We start from the raw sequence: 14,403 nt of genomic DNA on the forward strand, positions 1-14,403 counted from the left end.
TTCTCAAAATTCACATTTAGTATTTTCATTTTTTCCATTTAAACAATTCTTCTCTTCTTACAACAGAAAAGTGTCTATATCATTTAATATAGACACTTTTTTCATGTATAACTTTATATTTATTACTGACCTACAAATGTAAAAATTTCATCAACAGCTTCCTTATATCCACCCGATGTTCGGAATGATTCCTTCAAATTCAAAGCAGCCTCTTTATATGAAGGGTTATTTAAAATTAACTCCACACTTTCACGCAATTTCTCCACGGTTAATTCATTCATATGTAATTGAACTCCTGCTCCAAGACTCTCCACTTGCTTTGCGATTGCTGGCTGATCTGCACTTTGCGGTATTACAACGAGCAGAACCCCGTTATATAGTCCTTCATGCGTACTGTTCATCCCGCCGTGTGTAATAAATAGTTTCGTATAAGTAAGCAGTTCGGTTTGAGGCACATAGTGTTTCACAATGAAGTTTTTAGGAATTTCGCCTAGATCACTTATTTTCGTTTTATTACCAATAGACATAACAATTGTATGCTCACTATTCTCAAAGGCCTTCATACACAGTTTATAAAAGTCAATCGCTTCATTAAAAACAGTACCTAATGAAATATAAATCGGACTTTTTTCTTCAATTGAAGTAAAATCAACGTCTCTGTTTTTCACGTGTGCAGAGATAGATGGTCCTACAAATTTATATGTTTCATCAAACGTATCACCAAAAGGCTGGAACTCCTTAATTGTATACACAATAGTAAGGGGTGCAGGATTACAGAAAACTTCATACTGTGATTTTATTTCAACACCATATTTTTCAGCAATTCCCTTCGTTAAGTTTTGAAAATCATTCTGTATTTTATCATGAATTTCTACTGGAATATTTTTTGACAGATGACCTAACATTTGTTCAAAAGATTTTTCATCCTGCGCAAAAGATGTACATGAATTTATGGATGGCAGTTTAAGAATTTGAGCAATTAAGTGCCCACAGCCAAACATAGAATCATGAATTATGTAATCAAAATGTTCACCTTCAATTTGTTCTAGAACACTAGGTATAACAATATCCGCTGTATGTAGAAGACCGTTTATTCTTTCCTGTAAATAATTTCTGCCTCCAGATAGAAACGCTTTTATAAATTTTTGATCATCAATCGTTCGTACAGTAGCACCTGTCTTTTCAATCCGCTCCCTGAAAGCTTCTATTGAGAAATAAACGACCTCTTCACCGCGAGAAATCAATTCTTCTACAACCGGTAAAGTTGGATTTATATGTCCTTCTGATCCAGCGTTAATACATAAAACACGCGCCATTATAAACACTCCTTACGTTAAATCATTTCTATGTTAGCAAGAGTATGGATTCTCTCCATACTCTTTTCTTTGTTGTTCGTATCATATTCCTGCTAAATTGACCTAGCAAGTCTAAAACCGAGATCTTCTATATGAAATGTGGGATGGCTTCGGCGACGACAAGTAGCGCCGCAACCTCTCGCTGCCTCCGCCCAACTACCTCCACGAAAAATGCGGTATGATCCGTATACTTTTTCATCATACAAATCATAGCACCATTCCCAAACGTTCCCTAGCATATCATAAAGTCCCCATGCATTCGGTTCCTTTTGGCCAACGTCATGAATTTGTCCATTTGAATTTTCATTATACCACGCTATATCAAGAAGTTTCCCGTATGTATATCCGGTTGTACTTGCTTTACATGCATATTGCCACTCTGTCTCAGATGGTAATCGGTAGCCATTCGAATCTAAATTACATTTCACAATTTGACCAACATCACTAATAGAATAATATTCTTTTAATCCCGCTATTTTTGAAAGTACATTACAAAACGCAATGGCATCGTTCCATGAAATATTTACAACTGGTTTATGATTTTTTTCAAAATTATTTAATGTACTATTTGTAATAGCATCATATAGTTCCATTGTTACAGCATACTTTGCAAGAAGAAATGGTTGAATTTGTACTAGCCATTCTTTTTTTATTCGATCATCTCTTAATACTACCTCTCCAGCTGGAATATTGACCATTAATGAATCGATTAGTTGAATTAAATCGTTAGTCATTTTCTATTCCTCCAAACGTTCATTTTATATGAACTTATAGTCATATACTCATTACAAAATACAATTTTCAAAAAGCGTTAAATTTTTCATAATAAAAAACGATTAGTTTTATTAAACTAATCGGTAAGATCCACAAAGAATTTTTGTGTTACATTCTATTATTATATGTGCTCTAAAAATTTCCGAACCTCATTTGGAGATTTTAAAACAATAACCTTTTTCTCTTCGGGCAATTGCTCTAACTCTTTTAAAATTGTAGGTCGTTTAGCATTAGGATATTCCCATATCCATTTAAAAAATTGCAAATCAAATCTTTCTTCACATCCCGCGCCCATATCTGGTCTTGTTTTATTTCGGTATTTTACAATTCTTTTAAAAGCACGATAAATACAAATTGTTCTATGAATATCAAGGGAAATAATTGTATCAGCTGCATTCAGTCTGATACCCATCGTCCCGCCATAATTCCCATCAATAATCCACTTCTCATCTTTAATTAAGTTATTTTGAACTGTTATTTGTTCTTCTCTCGGAGCACCTTCCCAATTCGGTTTCCAAAATAATACATCAAGATGATGCACCTTAATATTTAATTTATTTCCTAACTGTCTTGCTAGTGTAGATTTTCCTGAACCACCAGAACCAATTAATATTATTTTTTTCATACCTTTACGATACCTTCTATAACTTCTTCAATATCTTCCTTATTAGCAAAGATCCAGAAGAACATTTCTTCATTTAACTTTAATAAATCTGGTAACTGGACAAAATAAGCAATAAAGATAATTTGAATTGAAAGCATAACATACCAAATAGCTTTTAGTTCTTCTTTCGTTAAATCATTTTGTTTATAATAACCTTCAAAGACTTTGCTAACGATATGTAACCATTTTCCTCTTAATCTTTCATCACTAAATAGCTCGCTTAATACACTTGTACAGCAATAACATACATCAAATATTTTTACATTATTTTCTAAAATCTCGAAATCTATAAACCCTTCCAGTTTATCATCTTTAAAGATTACATTTGATAGATGCATATCACGATGAATAATTTGTCTCGGTAATGGATGGACCGTTTCCTTGAAATCTGTGTGCATTCGCTCCATCTTTTGAATTACCTCTCGATGAACATACTCATTCTTTTCTAAAATTGGTATAGCCCATTCAAATACCGTCTTATATAAATTTCTTTTTATTAACTCATGATCACTATTCACCGAATGTAATGCTTTGTGCAGATTAGCTATTTCTTCTCCAATTGTACTTGCTAGCCTTTCCAGCTTATCCGTATCTTTTATTTCTAAAACACTTCCGGCAACATACTCATATAAGCAATAATATTTTTCTTTATATAATACATATTGTTCATCATTTTCTGTCTTTACTACTCTCTGTACTTTAATTCCCTTTTCATACAGTTGATCCAAAACATCGAATTCAACTAGAAGTTGGTCTATCGATCCCGTTCTCTTTAAAATATACTCTTTATTCTTGCATATAACCTTCGCTACTTTTGGTTGCATTATAGTAGCTGTGACATGTTCATTTTGAAACCAAAACTTTGCAATTTCCAGTGCTTGTTCCATTTACAAATACTCCTTTTACAATTCTTATTTCTTCCGAAAAATAACCTCACACAGTATTCCCACTCCAACACCAATTGTATAAGCCACTAAATCACTCCACAAAAAACCGTATCCCAACACGAGTCCACCCAAAGTCGTTGCACGCATGCTATCTATCCATTCAGCATGATACAATTGGCTCACTTCAATCCCGTAGCAAAACATTAAACTAATAAAAGACAACTTCTTCGTCTCTGTTTTAAGAAACAAAAATCCAAAGCCAGTGAAAATCATTAATGCCCATAAAGCATCGCCTAAGTAATCATTTAATAGATGTGGTAGTGCAAAAGAAAACTTCCTTGAGCTAAGACCTAAAATAATAACAACTATAGTAAATAGTGCATATAATACTCTATTTCGTTTCGTATTCATTTTAAAGTCTCCTAATATATAATGTATAACTGTAAATAGCTAGTAAAATAAAGTTATTTTACTAGCTATTTATTAGTTGCTTTTATGATAAGAAAATGTGGATTCATATTTAGATAATAATATGATTTTTCGTCTACTTCTTTCATCTTTTCAACTGCCTTCGGTTCCACTATCTCTTCTAATACAAAATAATTTGTAGTTTCATTTATTATGTCTTGTAGTGACCTTCTGAAAAACTTGACTTCAATAGTAATATTCGGTTTAACCCAAGTATCTATTAATAACTGTTTTTCAAAATAATTTTCACATGGAAACTTTGTGAAATCCATAAAAGGATGATGAATAGAATAAATAAGTTCTCCACCTGGCTTCAGTACACGACGAAATTCTTGAAATACTTGATTCCAATTTTCTAAGTAATGAAGAGTTAACGAACTTACAATCACATCATACGTACTATCTTCAAATGGCAATGTTTCTTGCAGATCATGACAAAGGAACGTTGCTTCTTCTCCTATATTTTCTTTTGCTGCTTTTACCATTTCAGGACTTATATCAATTGCTGTAACATTTGCTCTTCTTCCTATGAATTGAGAAGTATACCATCCAGCTGCACATCCAGCATCTAGTATCTTTTTTCCTTCTAGTTCCTTTGGAATAAGCTCCATCATCGCCGGTCTTTCATAATAACTGTTATATGGATTTGCGAAATCTAGATTTTCTTTATATGTACTCGCTAATTTATCATACGTATCTTTAATCGAATCTTTCATTACACACACTCCTAATACATATTAATTCATTAACTCCTGCTGCTTTTTCTTTGAAAATGATTGTAGTACTAAATCATACGACCAATCAATCATTTTATTTATTTGCTCCTGTTCTATACCCTTACGAATATAAACGGTATTCCAATGTTTTTTATTCATATGATACCCTGGAATAATTGTTTCTGGATAATCTTCTCTTATTCTTAATGCGACTTCTGGATCACACTTCAATGTAATCGCAGCTTTTTCACCTTCTTCATGATTTACTATCGCAAATATTTTATTATTAAGCCTCATACATGTTGCACTCCAACCATCTGGAGAATCTTCTGTCGCTTTTCTTTTCGATAAACAGTACGCTCTTGTTGCATTCATTTTAATTGGCACCTCTTATTCTTTCCCTGTTTGATTACGATGCATCACAATTTGCTTCGTTGCTTGAAATTGTTGCTCACCATAAAACTTTATTAGCTTCTCTCCGCAAAATAGACTAACAATATCAATATGAGATATTTCTCGAAGTAATATTGTAAGCATCTTCTCTCCAATACCTTTATTTCTTACACTCTCATGTATGACAACATCTTCAATGTATGCTCGAAAAACACCATCAGAAACGACTCTAGCAAATCCAATTAATTCATTTTCTTCCCATACTCCAATTGCTATACTATTCTTTAACATTATTTCAATATCGACTTCTTTTCTTTCTGGCCACCAACCGACAGAATCATAAAGTTTTTTTATTTTTTCTGCACAGACTGGTTGTTCTTGTTGCAATTTATACGTGTACATATGCTTTCTCCCATCAACCAATATACATAATATTATTATCCCGCTATTTGCCGTGCAGTAAGACCCCACCTCAAAATTCAGCAAAAGCAAAGAAGTTTGGTGGGATCCGGCTACCCGTAAAACCCCCACTGATTAAAGTTTCACTTTATAATCTCTTTTCAAAAAAGTGCTGACTATGACCTTTCGGGTGATCTTCAACGACACCATACTCCCTGTAACCGTGCTTTTTATAAAATTCTGGTGCTTGGAAACTAAATGAATCTAGCAATATTAATCTACACCCTTTTTCCTTCGCAATACCTTCAATTTCATGTAAAAGTTGGCTACCATAACCGTCATGACGAACTGATTCATCAACCCATAAAAAGTCGATATGAAGGTGATAAAAATACATTGTACCTGTTACGCCACCAAAAATTTTTCCTTCTTCATTTTTTACTACGAGGCTTACTTCTTCCATCGTCTGTCTTGCCTCATCTGTTAAGATGGACATATTATATTGAATAACTTTATTTTTAATATATTCTCCTTCAGTGCGTGTACCGTTCTTTATATGTTTCATATATATTGCTTCCTTTCAGCTTAGTAAGCTACATTTTATTTTTTCTCTTTAAAATACTAATACATACGAATCCACCATATGTAACAAAGCATGAAAAGCCAATTATCCCTGGTACAGAGACATAGCCTATCCTTATGTAACTTATAACTGCGAAACAAGTGATAGACAATAAAATAGATGGCCAAAATATAAGAGCTGTTTTTCTTCGCCCTCGTTTCGATTTACTTTCTTTCCCTTCAGAAACACGTGTACCAAAAAGCAATACAATACAAATAAGGATTGCTGCAAAGTAAATTGTATCTAATGACAAATTGTGATTATATAGTGCGATTCCAACTTCAAGAGCAATAATCGTTAAAATTAAAATAATGATTGTTGAAGTCTTTAAGTTTCTTTTCAACCGCTCACTCCTAGCATGTTTTCACTATATTCTTTGTATATGTACTTTAAAACTACTGCAAAAGCTTCATCTACCTCTTTATTTTCACGTCGATTCGGTAAATCTTTTCCCCCAATCACATAAAGAAGCGGAAATTCGTTAAACATTCCTATTATACCAATATTTATTGTAGCTGTGAGCAATCCACCTGTCATATGAGCTAAATGATAATATGGGATTTCTTCATACTCTCCTTGTTGTCTTACCATGCCACTAATAATTGGTTCCCATAATTCTGGTTCTGATTTATAACCTTGAAAGGTTTGTATCAAAAGGGCAAGAACTTCATTTAAGTCTCCAATATTTTTCTCATCTCTAGCATTCTCTTGTATATGAATTTTTGAAAAGTACGTTTGTACATACATTTTCACAGCATCCCATCCACCACAGTGCATTACAACTGACTGTGCAACGTAACTATCATGACAAGCTATCATTACCTCGACCGCTTGACTAAGTGTTAAAGAAGTTCTTCCTTGTAAATGCGGATATAACTGCGTACTATCTTCATGCGGATTAAATTTAATGTGATGAAGTATATCATTCCAATTATGTTTATTTTCCTTCACCATTTGTGCTACTACAAATCCAATAACTAATTTTGCTGCTGATGCTAACGGAATATTTAATTCACTATTATATGAAGCAACTATACGATTGTTTTTTGTAGAATAAATTTCCATTCCCACATAATTAGATTGTACCTCTTTTATTTTATTTATGACAGTTTCCATTTCCATCCCTCTTTTCATATCGTTATATTAACTTCTAATAATTCAATATTGAATATAAAAAACCTTTTCATCAGCTATTAAAATAAGAAAAAGGTAGCATGAATTTTTTCTTGCTACCGAAAAATATTTATTCTTCTATAGGATTTTCAGGACCGTTAAGCTCCAGCTGATAAAAAGCTAAATCTAGCCATTTATTAAACTTATAACCAGCTTTTTTTATTGTCCCTGCATGAACAAATCCATAGTTTTGATGCAAGGCAATACTTTTCTCATTCTCTGCATCAATTCCAGCAATTAAGGTCATATACTCTCGTTCCTTCCCAATTTTAATTAATTCTTTCATGAATAAAGACCCAATGCCATTTTTTCTATATGTCTTATCTACATACACAGAATGTTCAACTGAATATTTATAAGCAGGCCACGCTCTAAATGGGCCGAATGTCGCAAATCCTACTACTTTATTATCTAATTCGTATATGAAAATTGGATACCCTTCGGCCTTTTTTTGTTCATACCAATCTATTCTATTTTCAAGGGTTACAGGTTTATACGCATATACAGCTGTTGTATAAAGTATCGCATCGTTATAAATATCTAAAATGTATGCTAAATCTCTTTTCGTTGCTTCCCTTATCATTGTTTTCTTCCTTTCATCATGTTCATCTTATTTCACTATCTTTTTAATAGTTTTATTTTACCGAAATTTCCGATTTTTATCTACGTACGAATACTAGCTTTTCGGAAACCATCAAATATATTTATTGCAGCAGATAACGTATAGAAGAAAATTCCTCCCCCAATGAGCCACGTTTTAAACTCCTCTGTGGAAATAGTAAATGCATTTGCCAAATACGTAATAAATCCTGTGTTAAATAAATGTGGATTTACTACAATTACAATGAATACTATCGTCCCAGCTACTTGAAGAATAGCATTTCCAATCGCCAATCTTTGCGTCCATTTTCCTTGCACTAATTTATAAAGGGATATACCTATTTCAAAAACGATCATAATTACAACGATTGGCCAGTACTGCAGTAAAACATCTTGATTAAAAGTTGGCGAGACAAACTTCAGTCCATTTTCCGTACCATTGTATACGCCAACGAGATGATTCGCATAAAAGTAAAGTGTAGCCCATATTGCCGTCCACATTAGACCTCCAAACACTTCAAACTTTGAGATCGCCTTTTTCTTCGGGATATACGCAATATTTTTCAAATCATCTGGCGTCCATTTTTTTAAACTTGTTGTTAATGGTTGTGGGTCCTTTTCTTTATCCATTCTTTCTATAACAGCAAACACAACTGTCAGCCAGAAAAATACTTGGAAACCTACTTCAAACGTTCTTCCAATGCCTTCACCTATCAATTTTAAAATAACATTTAATACAGCCTGATCACCACTATAACTAATAAAATTTTCTGCAACCATTGAAATAAGCGCAATTACAACTGCGATTGGTAAGATCATTTTTAATAATGTCATATATACATCAAAATAACGTGGTCCAATTAAATGCATTGGTCTATCCAAGTACCCATTAGCTAATGAAACTGGACTTCCCAATTTTTCAAGAACTCTTTTTTCATCATCTTCATTATAATCATCCGGTAACATATCCTCGATTGTTGACCGTAGTTCAAGAATAATATCTTCACGATTTTTTTCAGGTAATCTCTTCGCTACTTCCTCGACATAAATATCAATTAAATTCATTCTTGTCCTCCTCCTTTAATAAGTTATAAAGTTCCTTCGAATCCTTTATCCATTCCTTTTTTAACTGCAAAAATATCTCTAATCCGTATTCACTTAAAACGTAATACTTACGCGGTCTACTCTCCGTTTTATCCCAACTACTCGTCACTAGCTCTTGCTTTTCTAATCGGCGAAGTAGTGGATATAAAGTACTTTGATCGATTGTGATCCCTGATTTCTCCAATAATTGGACAAGTGAATACCCATACTGCGGTGTTCTTAACTGGCTTAAAACCGCTAATGTTAATGTTCCTCTTCTTAGTTCAGTAATTAACGAATTTAATAAAGCATCCATTCACTCACCTCTTTCCCATTACTATATGTCATACAGTATATGTTTTATACTATGTATCGTACAGTATTAGTGTGATAAAAACAATATTTTTTACAAAAAAACGGATAATGAAATACACTAACTATATGATTTGCGCTTTTCTCACTAACATATATAACATACTTATCTTTTTTAATCAGTGGGGGTTTGGTTCATTCCCCACTGATTATCAGCCCTCACCAATCGAGCTGTCTGTTAATGCGGGATAAACTCTCCGTTTTCTTTATGCAATGGAACAACCTCTACAATCGCCTCAACATTAATTACTCCGTAAACATGCGGATATTCTTGACCGTTAGAAGCAAGTTCATATTTTACTTCTGCTTTTAATAGGGTTGGATCAATTGTAAGTAATAAAACATCTTCTTCATGCTTGAAATATTTTTCTGCAACTTTTAAAGCTTGATCTACTAATGAACAATGAATAAATCCCTCTTCTATAAGTGAATCTTCATTAATTTCTCCAATTATTTTTGCGATTTCCCAATTACTTTTCGTAATTACTTTTGTAATCATAGTAACTCTCCCTTTTTAATTTATGTAATGATATAATAACACTAAATTTTCAACACGTTCTTAATAGATTGGGGGACTTATAATACATAAACCTCATACTGCATTACAAACCATTATTATAAATATGAATACAAATGAACATTGGCATGATTTTATTTGTTACTGTCAGCATCGCGAAGCGGGACTTCGAAAATTAGCTTATAAACATTTAGAGACATTTATTTCAAATGCAAAGAAATGGGAATCAAAAGATCAAGAAGAGTTTGCCATTTCGCTGTTTACTATTTTAGATGCATTAAACGAAAAAGATGAGGTCTTAACTTTCTCACTAAATAGTTTTCTAATTGATATTCTATATAGATGGACAGAAAACAATCCGATTGATTCAAGACCTTTTAGATGGATAGGAATTTATATGGACTCTAGCAATAAAGAAGACGATTTAGAAAAATCCCTTCGAAAAGCGATTGAATTAGGTGGTTATACCGAACAAAAAGCCATGATATACCTAGTTTCTAATTACATCAATACTTTAGAATTTGGTACAAATGAATTCCCTTCAGGTTATTGCGGAGATTTAAGCGAATGTATAGAAAAACTTCCCTATATGCTGCAATTAATTAATAGAATTCAGAATAAGAACATAAAGAAGCTACACATTGGTCAAATACAAGTACAACTACACCTTATTCTAGATTGGTTAAAACATACACAAATTCCAGTAGATGCCGTTCGTATACGGGAAAAAGGACAAACTAAGGAATTAGAAAAGGTCATTGTATATTATTTATACAACAGCTCAAGTCGTTAATTCATCTTGTACAGAGATAATGAATTTGTTTAAAAAACGCCAGTCATGTTATTCAAAAATCGGGTTATATAACGGAATAAATTATTGTAAAAATTAGAAACATTTGAAATAATCGTTATTAAGTTGAAGCAGAGCGAATGCAGAAAAAGGTGATACGACTTTTTCTTACTTAAGAATCGCGAAACAGTTAAAAATTTTAATTAATTATATTCCGAAAGGGTGTGTGTAGTATCTTATCAACTAATGTTTTTACTTATAAATCTAAGGATGGAAAAACAGTAATAATTAGAGAAGCTAAAGAACAGGATGCAGAAAGAATACTAGATTCTGCTTCAAAAGCTTTAATAAACGCTCCATACACGCTAAGTACGGTTGAGGATGTAAAAAAGGTGCGTATCGATGCTATTCAAAAAACGTTAAAAGCTTATCATGAAAATCCAAATTATGTACAGTTTATTGCTGAAGTTGATGGTAAGTTAGTCGGTGCAATAGATTTTAAGAACGGAAACAAAGAAAAAATTAGTCATCAAGGGGCTTTTGCGATGACCATACTACCTGAATATCGAAATTATGGTATTGGAAGAGCTCTTCTAGAAACGTTAATCAATTGGGCTAAAAATAACAGTAAGATTGAAAAAGTTTGTCTTGAGGTAATGGAAGATAATCTAGGTGCAATCCAGTTATATAAGAATCTAGGCTTCTTTGAAGAGGGTAGAAAAGCAAAGGGTGTAAAATTGGATGATAGCTATCAAAATTTAATATTAATGGCTTTATTCGTTTAAAATTGAACATTATTCAACAATGGGCGATATTGTTGAATAAAACTTAGATTTTCAAACGACTTTATTGTTATATTTTTAAGTACAGTGAAGTATCTTATATCGAAAATTAAATAACTATGTTTTAACCCCGTCCTAAATTTAGAGCGGGGTTATACTTGTTTTAGGTTTTAAAATTAAATAACTTTATTGTCATTTTACACATCTACCATTTCAATATAAAAAAGAGGATTTTCATACAGTACTAGAAAATCCTCTTTTTATATTTATCCCACATTAGCTTGCAGTAAAACTCCCCACTGATTATAGTTTCACTTTATTTTAATCCTTTAATTAAAGGTGACGCTTCCCCACTATGGAAAATCCATAAATCATGAAGTGATCTCGTACATCCGACATATAGTAACTTTGCATCATGTTTTGTGTTTTTGTAATGTTCTTCATCCACATCAATTAAAAGCACCGCATCAAATTCTAAACCTTTCGCTAAATAGACAGGTACTACTGAAATACCACCTTCATATTTACTTTGATCTGCTTCAATAACGTTTACAGCCAATCCTGCTTTTGTTAATTTCTCATATATATCGCGGCATTCATCGTCTGTTCTTCCTATTACCGCAATGGTTTTCACATCTTCGTTTTGTAGATGTTTTAACGTCTTCATAATCTCATTAAATTGATCTTCTGCATGGATTACCTTAACATCTTCACCACTGCGAAAAACTGGTGTTGCGAGCCCAACTGGAATCTCTGCATTTTTAATTATTTCGTTCGCAAATTCTATAATTTCTTTTGTAGAACGATAACTTCTCGTCAGTTCATAATAACCTGTTTCTTGGAATACTTCTTTAAAAGCACTCCAATCTTCAATTCCTTGATAATCATAAATTGCTTGAGATAAATCACCTAATATAGTAAAAGAATTACCTAGTGTAATTTCTTTTAATACATAAACTTGGAATGGTGGAAAATCTTGCGCTTCATCAATAACGACGTGATGGAATTTCTGTCCGATTTCAATACCTGTTATGCGGTGATGTATGTAAATTAAAGCTGGTAAATCTTCTACATACACTTCTTTTTTACGACAACTCTTTTCAGTTTCTTTCACAAGTTCTTCAGGCAATACTTCGAGTATTTCTTTACTTTTCAATATTGAACTATATAGTGAAAGTGGGCTCATTTTCGGCCAAAACTTCATATAAGTGTTCAATCTCTTTGTCGCTTCTTTTTTTAATAATTTCTTCTCGTTTGTTTCTCCATACTTTTTCAGTTCAATTTCAATCCAGCGCTTCATTCGGCCGACTAATCTTTCTCTTCTTTTCTTTAATGGATAATGTTTATATTCAACTTGCATCCATTTTTTTATGTCTTCTACTGGAATAATAGCTTTGTCCCATGCCTCAAAATCACTTGTTGGTATTAATTCATTTTCAAATTGAATCATTCTCTCTTCAATAAAGAACTTAAATTCCAGTGTACCTTTCAATTTACCGAGCATAACCTTTTCTTCATCACGATTAATTGAAAATGCTTCTTTCAATTTTTCTTCTGTCTGCTTTAGTTTCACTGAATCATCTAACGTACGTAATGCCCAATCCGGAAACGTTGTTTGACTAATATTCCCTACACCTAATTCAGGAAGTACACTCGAAATATAGTCTAAAAACAGACTATTCGGCGCAAATACGATCATTCTCTCAGCTTCTAGCTGCTCACGATATTCATAAATCAAAAAAGCAAGGCGATGTAAAGCAATTGTTGTCTTTCCGCTCCCTGCAACCCCTTGAATTAATAATGGCAAGTTTCTTTCCGCACGAATAATATCATTTTGTTCCGATTGAATCGTTGAAACAATATCCTTTAGTTTATTATCTTTATTCTCACCTAATCGATATAGAAGAAAATCATCGGCATGTGATACATCTTCATTTCCTTTTACATATGTATCAACGACACGTTCAAGTTCTCTTTTTCGAATAGAAATGTTTCGTTTTAAATACACATCACCTTCTACTAACCCATCTGGTGATTGATAAAATGCTAATTCTTCTCCACCGGTAAATGAATAAAACATACTTGCGACAGGTGCTCTCCAATCAATAATGATTGGTTTCATCGTGTCCATATCCGAAACCCCTACTTTTCCAATATAAATCGGCATAGCTGCTTCTTTACCATCTTCCTGAAAATCTAACCTTCCAAAGTACGGCTCTTGCACACCAATACGTAAATTTTGTCTATTAGACTCTCTCATACTTTCAAGAATTTGCTCCTTAAAATCTTCTCCATAATAAACTGGGATTTTTTCAAGCTTATCCAATTGCTCATCCATCGTATGCAAAGTATCCTTCATTTTTTGTAACTCATCTTCAAATATGTTGCTCATTTCGACGATTCCCTCCTGTCCGTTCTAATTTTTCAGTCGAAGTATCATTGTATTAAAAATCCAATCATAAAGTCAATAGTTTCTATTTAAATTTTCCGAAAAAACTTACTTTTCATCTTTCTAATTTAAAAAGAATATGCAACATTTAAATCACACAACTACACATATATTAAATTGATGTATACAAAAACGACAATTATTCACACAATAAAAGTAAAAAGAGTACGGATTTATGAAGTGACCCCTAAAAGTTAGACACGGTTATTTCATTAGGCAGCTTGATAAAAGTGAGTCCGGTATTGTACCGGGCTCATTTTTAATTTTGCCTTAATCCGTTTCGTATTATAATAATCTATATATTTTTCTAATTCTATTTTAAAGTGCTCTACATTTTCAAATTCTTTTATGTAGAGGAA

At 32.6% G+C, this 14,403-nt stretch carries 19 protein-coding genes; 2 read left to right on the forward strand and 17 right to left on the reverse strand.

Features of this window, described 5'->3' with window-relative positions:
- Nucleotides 1–122: 122 nt before the first annotated feature.
- From MR167_RS00940 to MR167_RS01010, 15 genes are all read right to left on the reverse strand, one after another.
- Nucleotides 123–1,316 carry a macrolide family glycosyltransferase gene (locus MR167_RS00940; RefSeq protein WP_106082111.1) on the reverse strand — a complete coding sequence of 398 codons (1,194 nt, stop codon included), beginning with the start codon at nucleotides 1,314–1,316 and terminating at the stop codon, nucleotides 123–125.
- 92 nt (nucleotides 1,317–1,408) lie between these two features.
- Nucleotides 1,409–2,089, reverse strand: a complete 681-nt coding sequence (locus MR167_RS00945; protein WP_242313698.1) for a formylglycine-generating enzyme family protein — start codon at nucleotides 2,087–2,089, stop codon at nucleotides 1,409–1,411.
- 161 nt (nucleotides 2,090–2,250) lie between these two features.
- Nucleotides 2,251–2,754, reverse strand: coding sequence for a DNA topology modulation protein (locus MR167_RS00950; protein WP_242313700.1), 504 nt, complete (start codon nucleotides 2,752–2,754; stop codon nucleotides 2,251–2,253).
- The gene (locus MR167_RS00955; RefSeq protein ID WP_106082113.1) at nucleotides 2,751–3,680 is read right to left on the reverse strand and encodes a phosphotransferase enzyme family protein; all 930 of its coding nucleotides are present in this window, start codon (nucleotides 3,678–3,680) and stop codon (nucleotides 2,751–2,753) included. Before MR167_RS00955 ends, MR167_RS00950 begins: the two co-directional genes overlap by 4 nt.
- A gap of 24 nt (nucleotides 3,681–3,704) precedes the next feature.
- Nucleotides 3,705–4,091, reverse strand: coding sequence for a ribosomal maturation YjgA family protein (locus tag MR167_RS00960; RefSeq protein ID WP_001093452.1), 387 nt, complete (start codon nucleotides 4,089–4,091; stop codon nucleotides 3,705–3,707).
- Nucleotides 4,092–4,156: 65 nt separating this feature from the next.
- The gene (locus MR167_RS00965) at nucleotides 4,157–4,864 is read right to left on the reverse strand and encodes a class I SAM-dependent methyltransferase (RefSeq protein ID WP_000655260.1); all 708 of its coding nucleotides are present in this window, start codon (nucleotides 4,862–4,864) and stop codon (nucleotides 4,157–4,159) included.
- 21 nt (nucleotides 4,865–4,885) lie between these two features.
- Nucleotides 4,886–5,239 (reverse strand): MmcQ/YjbR family DNA-binding protein, encoded by a 354-nt coding sequence (locus MR167_RS00970; RefSeq protein WP_000994625.1) that lies wholly within the window; start codon nucleotides 5,237–5,239, stop codon nucleotides 4,886–4,888.
- Nucleotides 5,240–5,254: 15 nt separating this feature from the next.
- Nucleotides 5,255–5,659, reverse strand: a complete 405-nt coding sequence (locus MR167_RS00975; RefSeq protein WP_000288980.1) for a GNAT family N-acetyltransferase — start codon at nucleotides 5,657–5,659, stop codon at nucleotides 5,255–5,257.
- A gap of 145 nt (nucleotides 5,660–5,804) precedes the next feature.
- Complete coding sequence (locus MR167_RS00980; RefSeq protein ID WP_000680538.1) at nucleotides 5,805–6,221, reverse strand: GNAT family N-acetyltransferase; 417 nt, start codon at nucleotides 6,219–6,221, stop codon at nucleotides 5,805–5,807.
- Nucleotides 6,222–6,249: 28 nt separating this feature from the next.
- A complete protein-coding gene (locus MR167_RS00985; protein ID WP_242313701.1) occupies nucleotides 6,250–6,621 on the reverse strand; it encodes a hypothetical protein in 372 nt (123 codons plus the stop codon).
- A complete protein-coding gene (locus MR167_RS00990) occupies nucleotides 6,618–7,394 on the reverse strand; it encodes a serine hydrolase (protein WP_000450757.1) in 777 nt (258 codons plus the stop codon). Before MR167_RS00990 ends, MR167_RS00985 begins: the two co-directional genes overlap by 4 nt.
- 127 nt (nucleotides 7,395–7,521) lie before the next feature.
- On the reverse strand, nucleotides 7,522–8,034 hold the full coding sequence (locus MR167_RS00995) for a GNAT family N-acetyltransferase (protein ID WP_106082115.1): 513 nt from the start codon (nucleotides 8,032–8,034) through the stop codon (nucleotides 7,522–7,524).
- An 80-nt stretch (nucleotides 8,035–8,114) separates the two neighbouring features.
- Nucleotides 8,115–9,116 (reverse strand): HAAS signaling domain-containing protein, encoded by a 1,002-nt coding sequence (locus MR167_RS01000; protein ID WP_106082116.1) that lies wholly within the window; start codon nucleotides 9,114–9,116, stop codon nucleotides 8,115–8,117.
- Entirely contained in the window at nucleotides 9,103–9,450 is a 348-nt protein-coding gene (locus MR167_RS01005) for a PadR family transcriptional regulator (protein ID WP_000339347.1), read from the reverse strand. Before MR167_RS01005 ends, MR167_RS01000 begins: the two co-directional genes overlap by 14 nt.
- A 234-nt stretch (nucleotides 9,451–9,684) precedes the next feature.
- Entirely contained in the window at nucleotides 9,685–10,005 is a 321-nt protein-coding gene (locus MR167_RS01010) for a DUF952 domain-containing protein (protein WP_086398322.1), read from the reverse strand.
- A 124-nt stretch (nucleotides 10,006–10,129) separates the two neighbouring features.
- Here MR167_RS01010 and MR167_RS01015 point away from each other — a divergent pair, with 124 nt between their 5' ends.
- Nucleotides 10,130–10,816: a hypothetical protein gene (locus tag MR167_RS01015; protein WP_001095278.1), complete on the forward strand. Its 687-nt coding sequence runs from the start codon at nucleotides 10,130–10,132 to the stop codon at nucleotides 10,814–10,816.
- Between the two features lie 221 nt (nucleotides 10,817–11,037).
- Nucleotides 11,038–11,598 (forward strand): GNAT family N-acetyltransferase, encoded by a 561-nt coding sequence (locus MR167_RS01020; protein ID WP_000337120.1) that lies wholly within the window; start codon nucleotides 11,038–11,040, stop codon nucleotides 11,596–11,598.
- A 313-nt stretch (nucleotides 11,599–11,911) separates the two neighbouring features.
- Here the strand turns inward: MR167_RS01020 and MR167_RS01025 are convergent, their stop codons facing one another.
- Nucleotides 11,912–13,987 (reverse strand): HelD family protein, encoded by a 2,076-nt coding sequence (locus MR167_RS01025; protein ID WP_000065164.1) that lies wholly within the window; start codon nucleotides 13,985–13,987, stop codon nucleotides 11,912–11,914.
- A gap of 269 nt (nucleotides 13,988–14,256) precedes the next feature.
- Nucleotides 14,257–14,403 (reverse strand): IS3 family transposase (locus MR167_RS01030; RefSeq protein WP_212125246.1); only part of this gene is annotated, 147 nt, incomplete at its 5' end.

The organism is Bacillus cereus group sp. BfR-BA-01355 (assembly GCF_022663675.1).
GTDB classification, from domain to species: Bacteria; Bacillota; Bacilli; order Bacillales; family Bacillaceae_G; genus Bacillus_A; species Bacillus_A thuringiensis_S.